At 68.1% G+C, this 18,346-nt stretch carries 17 protein-coding genes; 5 read left to right on the top strand and 12 right to left on the bottom strand.

Annotation, left to right across the window (positions count from 1 at the left end; genetic code table 11):
- Positions 1-39: 39 nt before the first annotated feature.
- From alc to ACIQF0_RS21290, 6 genes are read right to left on the bottom strand one after another with little or no spacing between them, the layout of a single operon-like run.
- Positions 40-1,032, bottom strand: coding sequence for an allantoicase (alc, locus tag ACIQF0_RS21315; RefSeq protein WP_401031690.1), 993 nt, complete (start codon positions 1,030-1,032; stop codon positions 40-42).
- Complete coding sequence (gene allB / locus ACIQF0_RS21310; RefSeq protein WP_401031687.1) at positions 1,029-2,318, bottom strand: allantoinase AllB; 1,290 nt, start codon at positions 2,316-2,318, stop codon at positions 1,029-1,031. Before allB ends, alc begins: the two co-directional genes overlap by 4 nt.
- Before the next feature lie 5 nt (positions 2,319-2,323).
- On the bottom strand, positions 2,324-3,328 hold the full coding sequence (locus ACIQF0_RS21305; RefSeq protein WP_401031683.1) for a glycerate kinase: 1,005 nt from the start codon (positions 3,326-3,328) through the stop codon (positions 2,324-2,326).
- The gene (gene gcl, locus ACIQF0_RS21300) at positions 3,325-5,025 is read right to left on the bottom strand and encodes a glyoxylate carboligase (RefSeq protein WP_401031680.1); all 1,701 of its coding nucleotides are present in this window, start codon (positions 5,023-5,025) and stop codon (positions 3,325-3,327) included. The genes ACIQF0_RS21305 and gcl overlap by 4 nt, the downstream gene beginning before the upstream one ends.
- Positions 5,026-5,029: 4 nt before the next feature.
- The gene (locus ACIQF0_RS21295; RefSeq protein ID WP_360047387.1) at positions 5,030-5,887 is read right to left on the bottom strand and encodes an NAD(P)-binding domain-containing protein; all 858 of its coding nucleotides are present in this window, start codon (positions 5,885-5,887) and stop codon (positions 5,030-5,032) included.
- Positions 5,884-6,630: a hydroxypyruvate isomerase family protein gene (locus tag ACIQF0_RS21290; RefSeq protein ID WP_401031676.1), complete on the bottom strand. Its 747-nt coding sequence runs from the start codon at positions 6,628-6,630 to the stop codon at positions 5,884-5,886. Before ACIQF0_RS21290 ends, ACIQF0_RS21295 begins: the two co-directional genes overlap by 4 nt.
- 84 nt (positions 6,631-6,714) lie before the next feature.
- Between ACIQF0_RS21290 and uraD the strand changes: the two genes are divergently transcribed.
- A complete protein-coding gene (gene uraD, locus ACIQF0_RS21285) occupies positions 6,715-7,236 on the top strand; it encodes a 2-oxo-4-hydroxy-4-carboxy-5-ureidoimidazoline decarboxylase (RefSeq protein ID WP_401031673.1) in 522 nt (173 codons plus the stop codon).
- 4 nt (positions 7,237-7,240) lie between these two features.
- Positions 7,241-8,119, top strand: a complete 879-nt coding sequence (gene pucL, locus ACIQF0_RS21280) for a factor-independent urate hydroxylase (RefSeq protein ID WP_401031670.1) — start codon at positions 7,241-7,243, stop codon at positions 8,117-8,119.
- Here the strand turns inward: pucL and ACIQF0_RS21275 are convergent.
- The 4 genes from ACIQF0_RS21275 to aceB all read right to left on the bottom strand — a co-directional run bounded on the left by ACIQF0_RS21275 (position 8,046) and on the right by aceB (position 12,553).
- Entirely contained in the window at positions 8,046-9,326 is a 1,281-nt protein-coding gene (locus ACIQF0_RS21275; RefSeq protein WP_401031667.1) for an FAD-dependent oxidoreductase, read from the bottom strand. The genes pucL and ACIQF0_RS21275 overlap by 74 nt on opposite strands.
- Positions 9,327-9,356: 30 nt before the next feature.
- Positions 9,357-9,824 (bottom strand): Imm1 family immunity protein, encoded by a 468-nt coding sequence (locus tag ACIQF0_RS21270; RefSeq protein WP_360047392.1) that lies wholly within the window; start codon positions 9,822-9,824, stop codon positions 9,357-9,359.
- A 75-nt stretch (positions 9,825-9,899) separates the two neighbouring features.
- On the bottom strand, positions 9,900-11,069 hold the full coding sequence (locus ACIQF0_RS21265) for a DUF6986 family protein (protein ID WP_401031664.1): 1,170 nt from the start codon (positions 11,067-11,069) through the stop codon (positions 9,900-9,902).
- Positions 11,069-12,553 carry a malate synthase A gene (aceB, locus tag ACIQF0_RS21260; protein ID WP_401031661.1) on the bottom strand — a complete coding sequence of 495 codons (1,485 nt, stop codon included), beginning with the start codon at positions 12,551-12,553 and terminating at the stop codon, positions 11,069-11,071. The genes ACIQF0_RS21265 and aceB overlap by 1 nt, the downstream gene beginning before the upstream one ends.
- A gap of 76 nt (positions 12,554-12,629) precedes the next feature.
- On the opposite strand from aceB, the gene ACIQF0_RS21255 reads away from it, so the two are divergent.
- Positions 12,630-13,376 carry an IclR family transcriptional regulator gene (locus tag ACIQF0_RS21255; protein WP_401031658.1) on the top strand — a complete coding sequence of 249 codons (747 nt, stop codon included), beginning with the start codon at positions 12,630-12,632 and terminating at the stop codon, positions 13,374-13,376.
- Here the strand turns inward: ACIQF0_RS21255 and ftsY are convergent.
- Complete coding sequence (ftsY, locus tag ACIQF0_RS21250) at positions 13,373-14,659, bottom strand: signal recognition particle-docking protein FtsY (RefSeq protein ID WP_401031655.1); 1,287 nt, start codon at positions 14,657-14,659, stop codon at positions 13,373-13,375. The two genes, ACIQF0_RS21255 and ftsY, sit on opposite strands and share 4 nt — an antisense overlap.
- A 120-nt stretch (positions 14,660-14,779) precedes the next feature.
- Between ftsY and ACIQF0_RS21245 the strand changes: the two genes are divergently transcribed.
- Complete coding sequence (locus ACIQF0_RS21245) at positions 14,780-15,910, top strand: anhydro-N-acetylmuramic acid kinase (protein ID WP_401032798.1); 1,131 nt, start codon at positions 14,780-14,782, stop codon at positions 15,908-15,910.
- Entirely contained in the window at positions 15,898-17,457 is a 1,560-nt protein-coding gene (locus tag ACIQF0_RS21240; protein ID WP_360048479.1) for a sodium:solute symporter, read from the top strand. The genes ACIQF0_RS21245 and ACIQF0_RS21240 overlap by 13 nt, the downstream gene beginning before the upstream one ends.
- On the opposite strand, the gene ACIQF0_RS21235 is transcribed toward ACIQF0_RS21240, so the two are convergent.
- Entirely contained in the window at positions 17,407-18,330 is a 924-nt protein-coding gene (locus tag ACIQF0_RS21235; protein WP_360048480.1) for a GNAT family N-acetyltransferase, read from the bottom strand. The genes ACIQF0_RS21240 and ACIQF0_RS21235 overlap by 51 nt on opposite strands.
- Between the last annotated feature and the right edge of the window lie 16 nt (positions 18,331-18,346).

Here is an 18,346-nt window from a genome sequence, read left to right as displayed (position 1 = left end):
GGTAGGGAGAAGAATCAGACCGTGGTCGTACAACCACAGTCAGTTAGTCGTTTTGGCCCACATCTCCTGCAAATGCCATAGGCCGTCACTCGTAGGGGTGCCGAGGATTCGGAGGCGTGCCATTCCGCCGTCCGGATAGATGTCGAGCCGCACGGCCGTCGCCTCGGTCGCCTCCACGACGAACCGGTGCCGCGTGTCGGGCTGCAGCCGGGTGCGCGGAAGCAGGTCGAACCACGTGTCCGGATCCGTGCGCTCGTCGCAGCCGCGGACGGACGCCCAGCCCGGCGCGTTGCCCTTGAAGTGACTGGTGTCGAGCTCCACGAGCTGCACAGCACCGGGTGCGGCGAGCCGGAGCGACACCCAGTCGTTGCCGTCGTCACGCCGCCGCGCGGTCTCCCAGCCCTCCCCCATGACCGTGGCCTGACCAGGGGCGATGAGGTTGTTGGGCGAGCTGTAGAACATGTTGCTGCAGCCGGTGACGACCGCGCCGTTCTCCAGCGCGGCCAGGTCGATGCCACCCACGAGCAGACGCGGATCGGCGAGCGGTTCGCCGTGCACGCGCAACCGGGCCACACCGCCGTCAGGGTCGATGGTCAGCCGTACGTGCGTGACGCGGCGTCCCTCGGTGACGTCGAAGTAGTGCTTCTCGTCGCCCTTCAGCGCGGTGCGTTCGACCAGCGGGAACCACTCGGTGATCTCGTCGCCGGACGGGTAGCCGTCGACCTGGGCACCCTCGACCCAGCAGAACGGCGGGTAGTTGCCCTTGAAGAACGCCGTGTCGACGACGATCCCGCGCACGACGCCGGGCATGCCGAGCCGGACCACCGCCTGGTCCACGCCCGCCTCACGCCGGCGGCGGGTCTCCCAGCCGTCGTAGACCTGGCCTTTGTGACCGAAGGTGTAGGTCTGGTAGACCGGCTCGGCGGGCTTGATCAGGTTCTCCCGCTCGGCGAACAGCTCGTCGTTCGCCCACAGCACACCACCTCCGACCGCGCGCGAGGCGAGATCGGGCAGCCGGGTCCACTCGGTCATGCTTCTCCTCTGCGTAGCAACTTGCCCTGCGTTGTACTGATTTCCTTGCCCCGCAACCACGTCTGCCGCACAACGCCGTTCAGCGTGCGGCCGTGGTACGGCGTCACGGGGTTGCGGTGGTGGAGCTTGTTCTTGTCCACCACGAAGGTCTCGTCCGGTGCGAACACCACGAGGTCCGCGTCCTTGCCGACCTCGATGGCGCCCTTGGTCTCCAGCCCGACCTGGCGCGCCGGATGCGTCGCCATCCAGCGGACGACGTCGGTGAGCTGGAAGCCGCGCTCCCGTGCGCCCGTCCACACCGCCGGCAGCCCGAGTTGCAACGACGCGATACCGCCCCACGCCGTCGCGAAGTCGCCTTCCTTCAGCTCCACCGTGCTCGGCGAGTGGTCGCTCACGACCAGGTCGATCACGCCGTCGCGCAGTCCCTGCCACAACGCCTCGCGGTTCTCCGCCTCACGGATCGGCGGGCAGCACTTGAACTCCGTCTGCCCGTCGTGGATCTCCTCGGCGGTGAACGTGAGGTAGTGCGGGCAGGTCTCGGCACTGATCCGCAGGCTCTCGCGCTTGGCGGCCTCCAGGATCGAGAGCGCGTCCGACGACGAGAGGTGCAGGACGTGCGTGCGAGCACCGGTCCTGCGGGTCAGCTCCACGACGTCGCTGATGGCCTTGTTCTCGGCCTCGCGCGGCCGTGACGCCAGGAAACCCGCGTAGTCCGGCTCCGAGTCACGGACCGTGTGCGCGTCCTCGGCGTGCACGATCGTCAACGCGTCGAGCGTGGCCAGCTGCCGCAGCGCCACTTCGAGTTCCGCGGTGGTCACCGCCGGGAACTCGTCCACGCCCGAGTGCAGCAGGAAGCACTTGAAACCGAAGACGCCGGCCTCGTGCAACGGCTTCAGGTCGGCGAGGTTGCCGGGGATGATGCCGCCCCAGAACCCGACGTCCACCGAGACGGTCGCCGCGGCCTTGCGCTTGATCTCCAGCGCCGCCACCTCGACCGTCGGCGGGATGCTGTTGAGCGGCATGTCGATGATCGTCGTGACGCCACCCGCGGCGGCGGCCCTGGTCGCCGTCTCGAAGCCCTCCCACTCGCTGCGGCCCGGGTCGTTGACGTGCACGTGCGTGTCGACCAGGCCTGGCAGCAGCACCTCGTCGTCGGCGAGGTGCACGACGTTCGGCGAGTCGATGTGCGGTTCGACGGCGACGATCCTGCCGTCGGCGACACCGACGTCGCACGCGATCTCACCCTGCGGGGTCACGACCCTGCGGGCGCGGAAGACCAGGTCCATGGCACTCACTCTGACACCCAGTCGCGGGCGATGCGACCGCCGAGATCAACCAGCAGCGTCTCCGCCCGGGCCATGCACCTCGTCACGTCCGGCTCGACGTCCAGCAACGCGTAGGCGGCCTTGAGCCCCAGGTCACCGGGTTCGACCGAGCACTGCCCCGCCACCGCGACCACCGGCACGTCACCGGAGGCCCTGACCACCCCGTACGGCGCCTTGCCGTGCCGGGTCTGCGCGTCCAGCGATCCCTCGCCCGTGATCACCAGCGACGCGTCCGTCACGGCTTCGGCGAACCCGGCCAGTTCGAGCACCACCTCGATACCGGGCCGGAACCGCGCGCCCAGCACCGCGAGCGCCGCGAACCCGATCCCGCCGGCCGCGCCCGCTCCCGGCTTTGAGGCGTACTCCGGGCCCACGAGCTGGGCGAACGCTTCGAGCCGCGCTTCGAGGATCTCCACCTGCTCGGGTGAAGCTCCCTTCTGCGGCCCGTAGACCGCCGCGGCACCGGACGGACCGAGCAGCGGGTTGTCCACGTCCGAGGCCAGCACCAGGTCGACGCCGCCGAACGACGCCTTGCCCAGCGCCTCCAGCATCCCCGCGCCGCCGTCCGTGCACGCGCTGCCGCCCAGCCCGAGCACGATCGTGGTGCAGCCGACGTCCAGAGCGGCTTTCAGCAGCTCACCGACGCCGTAGCTGGTCGCGTCGAGGGGCGCGGGCCGGTCCAGCAACGTCAGCCCGGCCGCCGAGGCGACCTCGACCACGGCGGTCGTGCCCTTGACCGCGAACGACGCGGGCACCGGCTTGCCGACCGGTCCGGTGACCCAGCGCCCCACCTTCATGAACCCGGCGGCGACGGCGGCGTCGACGGTGCCGTCGCCGCCGTCGGCCACCGGGAGGAGGCGCACGTCCAAGTCCGGGACCGCCTCCCGCAGGCCGCGCGCGACGGCGGCGGCGACCTGCGGGGCGGTGAGCGATCCCTTGAACTTGTCCGGCGCGACGATCACTGAACTCACGGGAGCGGCTCGAATTCCTTCATCGCGGCGATCGACGTGCCGTTCGCGGTGTTGCCCTCGCGTTCGATCATGATCTCCACGAGGACGGGACGGCTGGTCCGGTCCGCCTCCTTGCGCGCCCACTCCAGCGAGCCGCGGATCTCGCTCGGATCGGCGACCCGGACGCCGGAGCAGCCGTAGGCCTCCATGATCTTCACGTTGTCCGAGCCGCTCGTGTCGTAGTGGATGTCGACCTCGTACTTCATGTCATAGCCGCCGTGGTCCTCCGCCATCCTGATCAGGCCGAGGTACTCGTTGTTCAGCATGATCAGCACGAACGGCACGTCGTACTGGGCGCCGACCGCGAGCTCCTCCACGAGGAACTGGAACGAGTAGTCGCCGACGATGCCGACGACCTCCGCGTCCGGCCGCGCCTTCTTCACGCCGATCGCCGCCGGGATCTCCCAGCCGAGCGGGCCTGCCTGGCCGCAGACCTGGTAATGCCGCGGCTTGTGCGCCTTCTGGTGCTGGCCGGACCAGATCTGGTAGAGCCCGATGGCCGTGACGAAGTAGGTGTCCGGGCCGTAGAACTCGTTGATCTCCTTGAAGACCCGCGGCGCCTTGACCGGCACGGTCTCGAAGTCCTCGCGCCGCAGCAGCGTCCGCTTGAGCTCCTGGCAGCGGTCGACCCACTCGCCGGCCGCGCGCGGACCCCGTTCACGAGCCTTTTCCAGCAACGCCTGCAGGAACAGCTTGGTGTCGGCGACGATCCCGAGGTCGGGCCCGAACACCTTGCCGATCTGCGTCGGTTCGACGTCGACGTGGATGAACTTGCGGTCGCCGCGGTAGGTCGCGAGGTCACCGGTGTGCCGGTCGCCGAACCGCGCGCCCAGCGCCAGCACCAGGTCCGACTCCAGGAACGACGCGTTGCCGTAGCGCTGCGAGGTCTGGATGCCGGTCATGCCGGCGTAGAGCGGGTGGTCCTCGTCGATCGCGCCCTTGCCCATCAGCGTGGCCTGGATCGGGATCTGCAGGAACTCAGCCAGGTCCAGCAGCTCGGCGGACGCCTCGCCGAGGATGACACCGCCACCCGCGAGCAGCAGCGGGCGTTCCGCGGCCAGCAGCATCTCCAGCGCGCGCTCGACCCGTGCGTCGGAGGGCACGACTTTCGGCACCGGCAACGGTTCGTCGATCGTGGAGTCCCATTCGATCTCCTGCTTCTGCACGTCGATCGGCAGGTCGATCAGGACCGGGCCCGGACGGCCGGAGCGGGCGATCCGGAACGCCTCGCGGAAGATCCACGGCATCTGCGCGGCTTCCTTGACCTGCACCGCCCACTTCGTGACGGGAGCGGCGATCGAGACGATGTCGACGGCCTGGAACGCCTCCTGGTGCAGCTTCGACACCGCGGCCTGGCCGGTGATGCAGAGGATCGGCACGGAGTCGGCCTGCGCGGTGTAGAGCCCGGTGATCATGTTCGTGCCGGCCGGACCGGAGGTGCCGATCGCGACGCCGACGTTGCCGGTCGTGCGCGACCAGCCGTCCGCCATGTGCGTGGCGCCCTCCTCGTGCCGCACGATCAGGTGCTCGATCGAGCCGTCCTGCTCCATCGCCTTGTACAGCGGCAGGATCGCGGCGCCGGGGCAGCCGAACACGGTGTCGATGCCCTCGGACTTCAGGACCTCGACGACCGCCTGCATGACTGGGATCTTCGGCATTTGGCTACGACCTTCCCGCGAAGTTCTCGATGACCTTGAGCAGCGCGGAGTGGTCGAGCGACCCGTAACCCTGCGCGCGTGCCGCCGCGACCAGTGCGGCGATCTGGTTGGTGACCGGCAGCGCGACGTCGGCGGCGCGTGCCGCGTCCAGTGCGATGCCCATGTCCTTGTGGTGCAGGTCGATCCGGAAGCCGGGCTGGAACTCGCGCGCGATCATCGACTCGCGCTTCAGGTCCAGGATCCGGTTCGCCGCGAGACCGCCGGCGAGCACGTCCAGGCCCGCCTTCGGGTCGACGCCGGACGCCTCCAGCAGCACGATCGACTCGGCCACGAGGGCGTAGATGCCGCCGACCATCAGCTGGTTCGCGGCCTTCACGACCTGGCCGGCGCCGTGCGGTCCGACGTGGACGATCGTCTTGCCGACGACCTCCAGGAACGGCCTGGCGGCGGCGAAGTCGGCCTCGTCGCCGCCGACCATGATGCTCAGACTCGCCTGCACCGCACCGGTCTGGCCGCCGCTGACCGGCGCGTCGAGCACGCGGACGTTCGACAGCTTCTTCGCGATCCCGATCGACGTGGACGGGCGGATCGTGCTCATGTCGATCAGCAACGTGCCGTCGTCGAACGTGACCTCGTCGATCACCGCCTCGACCTGCGGGTGGTTCGGCAGCATCGTGATGACGACCTCGGCGCCGCTCACCGCTTCCTGCGCACTCGAAGCCGCCTTGCCACCGTCGGCGGCGAGCTTCTCCAGCGAGGCCGAGCTGAGGTCGAAGCCCGTCACGTCGTGCCCGGCGGCTACGAGGTGGGCCGCCATCGGGCTGCCCATGATGCCGAGTCCGATGAATCCGATGCGGGTCATGCGTTGGCCCTCCAAGCGAAGGAGTGGGTGACGGGCTTGTACTCGGCGCCGACGAAGCCCGTGTAGCCGTTGGCGCGGAGTTTCTGCAGGTGCCCGAAGAGGTCGAGCTCGCCGGTGCCGGGCTCGCCGCGTCCGGGAGCGTCGGCGATCTGCACGTGACCGATGCGGTCGACGTGGTCGGCGAGGAGGTCGAGGTCGTCGCCGTTCGTGGCGAGGTGGTAGAGGTCCGCGAGCAGCTTCACGTTGCCGCGGTCGATCTCGTCGATGAGCTCGAACGCCTGGTGGGCGGTCTTGATCGGGTACTTCGGCGCACCGCTGAGCGGTTCGATCACGAGCTGGGCGCCGATCTCCGCCGCGACGTCGGCGGCGAAGCGGTAGTTGGAGACGGTCTGCGCGGTCGTCTCGAAGTTGCCGTGCAACGCGTTGAGCGTGCGGCAGCCGAGGCGGGCCGCGATGGCCGCGGTGATCTCGACGTTCGTCCGGAACTCGGTCTCGCGGCCGGGCCAGCTCGCGAGCCCGCGGTCTCCGGCCGGCATGTCGCCCGCGAAGAAGTTGAGGCCGACGAGGCGCACCTGCGCGTCGACGATGGCGTTCTCGAACGCCTCGATCTCCCGCGTCTCGGGTACGGCGTCCGCGAACGGCCACCAGATCTCGACCGCGTCGAACCCGGCGGCGCGCGCCGCTGCCGGACGCTCCAGCAAGGGCAGCTCAGTGAAGAGCATGGACAGGTTTGCGTCGAACATCGTTGGCTCGTTCCTTCCACATTGCGGAAGTTGGATTTCGCTCTATGGAGACACTAGACATCTCGCGCAGCCCGGGTCAAGAATGTGGAAGTTAGATTCCGCGATACAGAAACTTGGAGAGCCGTGGACAGCTTCAACAGCGCCCCGGAGGCCGAACTGCGACCTCTGCTCACCGAGTGCCTCGCGGTACCCCGCTGGATCGACGCGATGGTGGCGGGCAGGCCCTACGCGTCGGTGGATGCTCTCCTCGCGGCTTCTTCGGTTGCCGCACAAGGACTTTCCGACGAGGAGGTGCTCGGCGCCATCGCCGGGCACCCGCGCATCGGCGAACGACAGAAGACAGGTGGGGTGTCGGCGAAGTGGTCGCGGTCCGAACAGTCCGGTGTGGACGCCTCCCAGGCTGATCGCCTGGCGGAGGCCAACGCCGCGTACGAGGATCGGTTCGGGCACATCTACCTGGTGTGCGCGACCGGCCTGAGCGGTGCGGAGATGCTCGGCAACCTGTCCAGTCGCATGGACAACCCGCCGGACGTCGAGCTCCGCGTCGTCAACGACGAACTCGCGAAGATCGCCGCCTTGCGGCTGCAGAAGCTGATCGGGAGCTGATTTCATGGCCATCGTCCTGGGCCCCAACCAGTACGGAAAGGCGGAGAACCGCCTCGTCACGGTGTCGCGCAACGGTTCCGTGCACACCATCAAAGACCTGACCGTCAGCACCTCGCTGCGCGGAGACCTCTCGGACACGCACCTGACCGGCGACAACGCCAAGGTGCTCGCAACCGACACGCAGAAGAACACCGTCTACGCCTTCGCCAAGGAGGCGCCGGTCGGCGAGATCGAGGACTTCGCGCTGCGCCTCGGCCGCCACTTCGTGGGTACGCAGGAGGCCATTTCCGGCGCGCGGATCCTGATCGACGAGCACGCGTGGGAGCGCATCGACGGCCACGACCACGCGTTCTCGCAGGGGTCGAACGAGAAGCGCACCACCGCCGTGACGATCGAGGGCTCTCAGGCCTGGGTCGTGTCGGGCGTACGCGACCTCGTGGTGCTGAAGTCGACGGGTTCGGAGTTCCACGGCTATCCGAAGGACCCGTACACGACGCTGAAGGAGACGAACGACCGCATCCTCGCGACGTCCGTGACGGCCCGCTGGCGTTACGCCGGCACGGACGTCGACTGGGCGAAGTCGTTCACCGAGATCCGGTCCGTGATGCTGAAGACGTTCGCGGACAAGCATTCCCTGTCGTTGCAGCAAACGCTGTACGCGATGGGCGAGGCCGTGCTGAACACACGGCCGGAGGTCGCCGAGGTGCGGCTCTCCATGCCGAACAAGCACCACTTCCTGGTGGACCTGAGCGCGTTCGGCCTGGAGAACGACAACGAGGTGTTCTACGCCGCGGACCGCCCGTACGGGCTCATCGAGGGCTCGATCCTGCGGGACGACGCTCCGGACGCGGGCCAGGCCTGGAGTACTTTGCCAGCCTTCTGAACACCACCGGGTTGAGCAGGCTCGCAGGCCTCGCGACCATGTGCACGACCCGGACGAAGCGGCGGAACAGGTCGGGGTCGTGCACGATCCCGGCCTGCCACTTCTTCAGGTACCAGCCCAACAGGCCGCCGCGCTGGGCCTCCACCCAGCTGCGGTCGGCGTTGCTGGACATCGCCCACGGCCCCTTCGAGGCTTTCGCGATCTTCCGCTGGAACGCCCGGCACCCCTTGGCGCTGAAGTCCTTGTGCTGCCGGAACAACAGCGCCTCCATCGCGGCCACCGTGATGCCTTGCCCGTACACGGGGTTGAACGCGCACACGGCGTCTCCGACCGCCACGAGCCCGCCGGGCCAGTTCGCGACGTCCTCGAAAGCGTTGCGACGACTGGCCGTGCGCGCGAACAGGTAGACGGGCGTGAGCGGTTCGGCGTCGGCGAGCAACTTCGAAATGGGCACCCGCAACGAGTCCAGGAACTCCTGGTACCCGTCGAGGTCGCGCGGCGGGTGATCGCCGACAGCGCCCTGCGCGGTGACCATGATCCGGTCGCCCTCGACGCGCATCGCCGCGACCCCGCGCGGCAGATCCGGCGCGGACAGACTTTCCGCGTACACCACGGGAAAGTCGTCCGGCGCGGTGTAGATCCGGGTCGCGTAGCCGGTGCCGGAGTCGACCACCTCGGGCTCCGGCGTGGTGATCCCCGCTTCGGCGAGCCAGGCCGCCAGCTTCGACGACCGGCCGGACGCGTCCACGACCAGGTCCGCGTCGACCCTGCCGTCACGCGTGAGCACGCCATCGACGTTGCCATCGCGGAACGACAACCCGGTGATGTGCACGCCGTCCACGATCTCGGCGGTGACGCGCCGCCTGACGCAGGTCTCCAGCAACGGGCGGCTCAACGACAGCAGCGGCATGCCCATGTGCGTCGTGGCGAGCCAGCCGAGCGGGTTGAGGATCTGCATGTCCCCCGCGTCGGCGAGCACCGCCCCTTCCGCCACGAGTTCGTCGCGCAGCCCGGGAAACAGCTCCTCCAGGAGTTCGCCGCCGCGCACCAGCAGTCCGTGCGTGTGTCTGCCCTGCGGCACACCCGCTCGGTACTCGGGCTCGTCCGTCAGCTTGTCGCGTTCCAGGACAACGACATCGTGAGACTCGCTCAGCACGCGAGCCGCCAGCAAGCCGGCGATTCCCCCACCCATCACCACGGCCTTCATGAGGCCATTCAACCAGCGCCCAGCTGAGAGTCAGCGGTTCTCGCTCGTGCGCAACGACATCTGCTGATCACGCCACGAGTGGAACAGGTCCGCCTCGGAGTACCAGCCGACACCGGTCGGCCGTTCGCCGGAGACCATGAATTCGATCAGCAGCTGCCGGAACAGGCCGAGCGGAACGCCGACGCCGGGTGGGAAGTCCGTGTACTTCTCGTTGACGTACGGCGCTTCCTCGGACCCTTTGGGCCAGCCCATGAAGGTGTTGTCGACGTAGTACATGTAGCCCCACGCGCCGCGCACGGCGAGCACGACGTTGTGGTCCGGGTCGCCCTCGGCCGTGAGGTCGCGGCCGAAGTGGTCGAGCGAGCCGTCGTTGCACTCGGGCCGCCCCAGCAGCCTGATCAACGTGTCCACGTCCGCCTCGCACGCGACGACCTGGTACTTGTGCTCGGCAGCGTCGAGGTCGGGTAGCCCGGTCCACAGGCCCGCTCGCATGCTCATGCGAGCCACCCTGCACCCATTGCCCGCACTATTCGACACCCATTGACAGAACCACACGAACGGGTGATGACCCGATCAGCTCGATCGGGTGGCGAGCCCCCGCAGTGCTGACTCGTCCAGACCCGTCGCCACCTGCACTTCCACCGGATCGAGCGCACCGCAGTCCACCGCTCGGAGGAAGAACGATGACAACGCCTGGGCGGTCGCGGGCTCGTCCAGAACGCCTCCTGAGACGTTCTGCACGTACGCCTTCAAACGTGCCGCGTCCGCTTCCAGACCTTCGCGGTAGAAACCGTAAACAGCTGCATATCGTGTCACCAGTTGTGCCGGGTGCAGGTCCCAACCCTGGTAGAAACCGTGCTCCAGCGACCGTCGCGTCAGCCGGTAGTGCGTGTCCCAGCCGTGCTTCTTCTGGTCACCGACGGGCAGCACGTTGGTGGAGCCGTCCGAGAGGCGGACACCCGTGCCAGCAGCGGAAACCTGCATCACGTGCCGGGCGAAGTCGCACGCGCCGTGGGCCAGGTGCTGCTGCGCCGCGGACAGCCCGCAGCCCGCCGTGTAGTCGTAGGTGCCGAAGTGCAGACCTGTCACCCGGCCTCGGCCCGCCTCGATGAACCGGGGGATGGCCAGGCGGCCGGTGCTGTCCACGATGGACTGCGTGGTCTCCACCTGGATCTCGAACTTCAGGTCCTTGCCGAAGAGGTCGAGCACCTCCCCGAACACCTCGACCTGGTCGACTGATGTCACCTTCGGAAAAGTGATGACGAAACCTGGCGGAATCTCTCCCAGTGCTGTCAGGAAGATGTCCAGCGTGCGCAGTCCGCGCTCGCGCAACTCGGCCGTGTCGAACGACTTGATCCGCAGCCCGAACGACGGCGGTGCGGTGCCGTCGGCGATCCAGCGCGACACGAGGTTCGCCGTGCTCTCGGCGTCCATGTCCTCGACGTCGTCCTCGGGCGCGCCGTAGCCGTCCTCGAAGTCGATCCGCAGGTCCTCGATCGGCTCCCGGCGGAGCTTGTCCTCGACGCGCTTCAGCACGCCCTCCGGCAGTTCCGGGAGAAGTTCCGGTTCGATCGACTCCAGCGCCTCGCGGCCCCAGTCGGCGATCGTGGACCCGATGATGCGACCGGCGGGCACGTAGCAGGTGTGCACGGGCTGACGACCCGTCGGCCAGCCGCGTTCCACAGTGGACAGCCGCGCGGTCACCCGCGCGACGTCCTCCGGGGACAGCGATGTCTCGTACATCAGATGCGCTCGTACGCCGGCAGCGTCAGGAAGTCCACGAAGTCCTCGGACAACGCGACCTGCTCGAACAGCTCGACGGCCGCCGCGACGTGCGGGCCTTCCAGCTCGTTCCCGACCCGCGTCAGCACTTCCCGCACGGCGTCGGCGGTGACCTGCGCGCCGTCGTCGAGCACGACCTTGTTGTTGATCCACTGCCAGATCTGCGACCTGCTGATCTCCGCGGTGGCCGCGTCCTCCATCAGGTTGTGGATCGCCGCCGCGCCGTTGCCGCCCAGCCAGGACGCGATGTAGCGCACGCCGACGTCGACCGCGGCCTCCAGCCCGGCCCGCGTCGCCGCGCCACCCGCCGACTTGAAGTCGAGCAGTTGCTCGGCCGTGACGCTGACCTCCGGACGCTGCTTGTCGATCTGGTTCGGCCGGTCACCCAGCACCCCGTCGAAGATCTCCCGGCAAATCGGCACGAGATCAGGATGCGCAACCCACGACCCGTCGAAACCATCGTTCGCCTCGCGCGTCTTGTCCTCGCGAACCTTGCGCAGCGCGTTCTCGGTGACTTCGGGATCACGGCGGTTGGGGATGAACGCGGCCATGCCACCCATGGCGAACGCCCCGCGCTTGTGGCACGTCTTCACCAGAAGCTCGGTGTACGCGCGCATGAACGGCGCCGTCATCGTCACGCTGTTGCGGTCCGGCAGCACGTAGTCCGCACCCGCGTCGCGGAAGTACTTGATGACGCTGAAGAGGTAGTCCCACCGACCGGCGTTGAGCCCCGACGCGTGGTCACGCAGTTCGTAGAGGATCTCGTCCATCTGGAACGCGGCCGGAATCGTCTCGATGAGCACCGTGGCCCTGATGGTGCCGTGCGGAACGCCCTTGAGCTTCTGCGCCGTCGCGAAGACGTCGTTCCACAGCCGGGCTTCGAGGTGCGACTCCATCTTCGGCAGGTAGTAGTACGGCTTGCCGAGTTCGGCGTTGTGGAAGAAGTGCAGCCCGAAGTCCACAAGCGCGCCAACGGCGTTCCTGCCGCCGAACTGGAGGTTGCGCTCGTCGAGGTGCCACCCGCGCGGCCGCACGACGATCGCCGGGTAGGGCCCGCCCTTGAGCTTGTACTCCTTGCCCTCGGGCGAGGTGAACTCGATCGTCTCGCGCGCCGCCTCGTACAGGTTCACCTGCCCCTGCACGACGTTGTCCCAGTGCGGCGTGTTCGCGTCCTCGAGATCCGCGAGCCACACCTTCGCCCCGGAGTTCAGCGCGTTGATCGTCATCTTGCGCTCGGTGGGCCCGGTGATCTCCACGCGCCGATCGCGCAGTGCCTCCGGCGCTTCAGCCACCTGCCACTCACCGTCACGCACGTGCTGCGTCTCGGGCAGGAACCCGAGGGGCCGGCGCTCCTTGCGAAGGGCGAGCAACTCGTCCCTGCGGGCGGCGTGCGCCTCATGCAGCTTCGCGACGAACTCAAGAGCCTCTTCGGTCAGGACCTGCACCTGGATCCACCTCTCTCGGTTTTGCTGTGTGGACTATAGTTTTTGCATTGCGGAACTGCAATGAGAGGAGCCGCACGTGTCCACTGGTGGCGTGCAGTCCTTGCAAAGAGCCTTCGACCTGCTGGAACGCCTGGCAGACGCAGGCGGCGAAGCCTCACTTTCCGAGCTCGCGGCATCGTCGGGCCTACCGCTGCCCACGATCCACCGCCTGATCCGCACCCTTGTCACGCTGGGCTATGTGCGCCAGAACAGCAACCGGCGCTACACCCTCGGCTCGCGCCTGATCCGCCTCGGCGAGACCGCATCGCGCCAGTACGGCACCTGGGCACGCCCACTGCTGTCGCAACTGGTCGACTCGGTGGAGGAAACGGCGAACCTGGCCGTCCTGGACGGCGACGAGGTCGTCTACGTGGCGCAGGTGCCGTCGAAGCACTCGATGCGCATGTTCACGGAGGTGGGCCGCCGCCTGCTTCCGCACGGCACCGGCGTGGGCAAGGCGATGCTGTCGCAGCTGCCGCGTTCGGACGTGCGCGCGCTGCTGGAACGCACCGGCCTGCCCGCGTACACGTCGAACACGATCACGGACGCCACTCAGCTCTTGGACTCGCTGGACGAGATCTCGGCGCGCGGGTTCGCGCTGGACGAGTCCGAACAGGAGCTCGGGGTGCGGTGCATCGCGGTGCCGGTGATCGGCGGGCCGACGCTGGCAGCGGTGTCGGTGTCGGGGCCGGAGGGACGACTCACGAAGGACGCGGTGAACCGCATCCTCCCCGAGGTGCTGGCGGTGGCGAAGAAACTCGCGGACCAGGCCGCGACGGCCTAGCCGAGCAGGGCGTCCACGAAGGCGCCCGGCTCGAACGGCGCCAGGTGGTCGGCGCCTTCACCAAGACCGACGAGCTTCACCGGCACGCCGAGTTCGCGCTGCACCTGGAACACGATGCCGCCCTTGGCCGTACCGTCCAACTTGGTCAGCACGATCCCGGTGATGTCCACCTGCTCGGCGAAGACCCGAGCCTGAGTCAGCCCGTTCTGCCCGGTGGTCGCATCCAGCACCAGCAGAACCTCATCCACCACGGCCTGCTTCTCGACCACGCGCTTGACCTTGCCAAGCTCGTCCATCAGGCCCTTCTTGGTGTGCAACCGCCCAGCGGTGTCGATCAGCACCGTGTCTACCCCGGTGTCCATCCCCCGCTTCACCGACTCGAAGGCCACCGAAGCCGGGTCCCCACCCTCAGGCCCGCGCACGGTCTCCGCGCCGACCCGCTTGCCCCAGGTCTCCAACTGGTCGGCGGCAGCAGCACGGAACGTGTCCGCGGCACCAAGCAGAACAGTGCGACCGTCCGCCACGAGAACGCGCGCGAGCTTGCCGGTGGTCGTGGTCTTGCCAACGCCGTTGACACCCACCACGAGCAGCACTGCGGGCTTGCCGGCATGCGGCAGCGCCTTCAAAGACCGGTCCATCCGAGGCCCGAGAGCGTCGACCAGCACAGTGCGCACCAACGCCTGCGCCTCAGCCTCGGTCCGCACGCCGGCGCCGGCGATCTTCGAACGCAACGTCGAGACGATCTCGGTGGTCAGCGCCGCGCCCAGGTCCGCGATCAGCAGCGTGTCCTCGACGTCCTGCCACGAGTCCTCGTCCAGGTCTCCTGCGCCCAGGAGGCCCAGCAGCGACGTGCCGAACGCGTTGCGCGACTTCGAGAGCTTGCCGCGCAGCCGTTCCAGGCGGCCGGAGGTGGGCTCGATCTCCTCGACCTCGGACGCCTCGACGGGCAGGTCGACCTCGACGAAGCCGCGCTTCGCCGAGTCGCGCGGCACGGAGGCGTCGTCGCCCACGCCCGGCTGGCCGTCGACCTCGGTGCGGTCGGCGACCGGGTGCTCGACGGGAGCCACCTCGGCGACGGCCACCGCTTCGGCGGCACTCGCTTCGGGGGCGGCCGGGGTCAGCGAGATCCCGGACGACGCCTGGTATCCGCCAGGCCTCGGCGCCTCCTCCTTCTGGGTCAGGCTGATGCGACGGCGACGCGTCAGCACCACACCGGTCACCAGCGCGGCGATCAGGACGACCGCCACGACGACGAGGATCAGGACAAGGGAGGACGTCGGCACGAGCTCATGCTTTCACAGACCATCATGTGACCTGTCAACCATGTATTGCTCAATTAGGCGAAGATTTCACCAAGGCTCTTGCGTCCCGCCACGCTGTGGAATAGACCACACGTCGTGAGGGTGATCGGACTGATTTCCGGCACGTCGATGGACGGCATCGACGTCGCCGTCGCCGACCTGTCGATCAACGGTGACGTGGTCGAACTCGTGCCGGTGCAGTGCGCCGAGCACCCCTTCCCCAAGGACCTGCTGGAGAAACCGCGGGACCTCGCCGAAGTGTGCGCCTTCGACACGTCGCTGGGGCAGGCTTTCGGCGAAGTCGCCGCCGGATACCTGCCGGCGGACCTGATCTCCTCACTCGGGCAGACCGTGCACCACGAGGTCCAGGACGGCGACTGCCTCGGCACCCTGCAACTCGGCCAGCCCGCCTGGATCGCCGAACGGACCGGCCTCCCGGTCGTCGCCGACCTCAGGGTCCGCGACGTGGCCGCGGGAGGCCAGGGAGCGCCGCTGGCCTCCACCCTCGACGCGCTGTGGCTCGCCGGCATGGCCGAGGACGCGCCCGCGATCGCGCTGAACATCGGCGGCATCGCCAACATCACCGTCGTCAGACCCGGCAGCCAGCCGATCGCCTACGACACGGGCCCCGGCAACGCGCTGATGGACGCCGTGATGGAAGTCCTGTCCAACGGCGAACGGCGCCAGGACACCAACGGCGAGTTCGCCGGCAGAGGCACCGTCAGGGAAGACGTGCTCAAGAAGCTCCTCGCCGACCCGTACTACGCGAAGCCGTGGCCCAAGTCGACGGGCAAGGAGCACTTCAACGCCGAGTACCTCCAGGGCTTTCCCACGGTCCAGGCCGAGGACATGCTCCGCACGCTCGCCGAACTCACCGCGCGCACCATCGCGGACGCCTGCCGCGCGCACGACGCGAGCGTGGTCGTCGCGTCCGGCGGCGGCATGCGCAACCCGGTGCTCGTCGAGGCGCTGACCCAGGCGCTCGACCCCGTCCCGTTGAAGATCAGCGATTCACTGGGCCTGCCGCGCGACGGCAAGGAGGCCTACCTCGCCGCGCTGCTCGGATTCCTGACGTGGCACGGGATCGCGGGCAACACGCCGTCCGCGACCGGTGCGTCCGGACCGCGGCTGCTCGGCAGCATCACGCCCGGCAACGGGCCGCTCAGGATGCCGGAGCCCGTCACCACCGCCGTGACCAAGCTGAATGTGGGGGACCTGAAGTGCGCGGACTAGACCTCGCGATCATCGCCCTGTTCCTCGTCGGGATGCCGTTGCTCGGCATGTGGATCGGCGGCAGGCAGAAGTCGTCCACCGACTACTTCGTCAGCGAGAAGCGCATCTCGTGGTGGGTCGTCTGCCTGTCGGTCGTGTCCGCGGAGACCTCGACGCTCACGGTGCTGAGCGTGCCGGTGATCGCGTACATGGCGACGCCCGCGCAGGGCGGCATGACGTACCTGACGCTCGCGCTCGGCTACATCGTCGGCCGGATCATCGTCAGCTTCGTGCTGCTACCGCGCTACATCGCCGGTGACCTCGTCACGGCGTATGCGTTCCTGGGCAAGCGATACGGCAACGGCATGCGCGCCACGGCGTCCGTGACGTTCCTCTTCACCCGACTGCTCGCGGACGGCATCCGGCTCTTCGCGACGGCGATCCCGATCAAGCTCGTGCTCGCGCAGTACGGCATCGACGCGAGCTACTGGGCGATCATCCTGGCGCTCGGCATCGCGATGGTGTTCTACAGCTTCTTCGGCGGCGTGCGCGCGGTCGTGTGGGTCGATGCCATCCAGATGCTCTGGTACGTGCTCGGCGGCGTCGTGGTGATCTGGTGGCTGTCGGGTCAGCTGCCGGACGGCTGGTTCTCGAAGGCCGTCGACGTCAACAAGTTCCAGATCTTCGACTTCACCTCGTCACCGCTCACGGGCGCGTACCCGTTCATCGCGGCGTTCTTCGGCGGCGCGCTGCTGTCGATGGCCTCGCACGGCGCGGACCAGTTGATCGTGCAGCGGCTCATGTCCACGAAGGACGTGAAGTCCGCGCAGAAGGCGTTGATCGCCTCCGGTTTCGTGGTGTTCCTGCAGTTCGCGTTCTTCTTGTTCATCGGCGTGATGCTGTGGGCGTTCTACAACGGCGTGGACCCGGTGAAGAACCTGAAGCTCGGCAACAAGGACGAGCTCTTCGGCTACTTCATCGTCAACTCGCTGCCGTCTGGCCTGTCCGGCTTCGTGATCGCCGGCATCCTCGCGGCCGCGCTGTCGTCGTCGCTGGGCGCCCTGGCCTCCAGCACGGTCACCGACGTCTACGAACGCATCCGCAAGACCCCGATGACCGACGACGAGCGCCTGCGCCACGGACGGATCTGGACCCTCGTGTGGGCGGGTCTGCTGATCGTCTGCGCGGGCCTGTTCGCCTCCTCGAACAAGACCACGGCGGATCCGATCGTGGTGCAGGCGCTCGGCATCGCCGGCTACACCTACGGCGCGCTGCTCGGGGCCTTCCTCCTCGGCCTCATCTTCAAGCGCGTCACGCAGGTGGACGCGATCATCGCGTTCGTGTCGACGGTGCTGGTCGTCGGTTTCGTGATTCTCGGCGTCAAGTTCGCCGGCAGCACGCCGACGATCGACTTCGGCAAGGCCACCGCTGACCTGAAGTCCTTGACCGGCTGGTGGAACACGCCCCTGGGGGTGGCGGTCACCTTGCTCGTGGGTGGGTTGTTGTCACTGAGGCATTCACGCGGTGTGGCGGTACGCGACGAGCTCGATGTGAAGGCGGAATCCTAGTCGGGCGAACATGTTCTGCGACGACTCGTTGCCCGCGTGGATCGACGCGGCGGCCTGCGGCCTGGCACCGTGGTCCGCCGCGAGTTTCCACAGCAGTTCGGTGATGAGCGCTGCGCCCACGCCCTGACCGCGAACATCGGGTTCGACGGCCACGAAATCGACGTAGTACTCCTCGGGCTGGGCCTTGCCCGCGGCGTACCCGAGCACGCGCCGGCCGTCCATGGCGACGACGATCGTGCGCTTCTGCGGATCGGATTCGACGAGTTGCTTCCCGGACAGGTAGGTCCGCGGGAAACATCGCTCGTGCAGGACCGCGACGGCCTCGTGCACGAACCGATCGGTCGGGAGGACGCGCATCTCGCGGTCGCTGGGACATTTGGCGTCCCTGAGCAGCAACGTGCGCAGGTCCCCGTTGTCGAGTATGTGGATGGCACTCGCCTTGCCCGCGCTGAAGGCGTGCCTCTCGGCGAACGCCGCCAGACGCTTGTGGGCTGTGTGCCCGTAGAGCTCGAGATCGGAGATGCCGGTGAGGAGCTCGGTGGCGCGCCGGAACATCGCGTCGGCGGTCTGGTCCCAGATGCGGCTGCCCGCGGGGTGGTTGACCGGTACGTCGACGAACGGTCCGTGCAGCCACGCACGGCCGAGCTCGGCGTCGATCTCCACGCTGAGCATGCCGGTGATGTTGTCGTCGGCGTCGACGGCCACCACCGTGCAGTCCGCCCAGCTGGGCTCGAACTCGCCGAGCTCCGCGCGGAGCTCTTCGACTGTCTCACCGAGGTACCCGATGTGATGCGCGTTGTCGGCCTGGAGCCGGACCAGCAGCGCCATCGTGGCGCCGAGGTCGCCAGGTTCGGCGAAACGGATGTCGTACATAGAAGGAATGGTTGCT

Origin of the sequence: Lentzea sp. NPDC092896 (assembly GCF_044754905.1) — a bacterium.
Classification (GTDB): Bacteria; Actinomycetota; Actinomycetes; order Mycobacteriales; family Pseudonocardiaceae; genus Lentzea.
The sequence above is the reverse complement of the archived record's forward strand: the minus strand, read 5'-3'. Positions and strand labels throughout refer to the sequence as shown.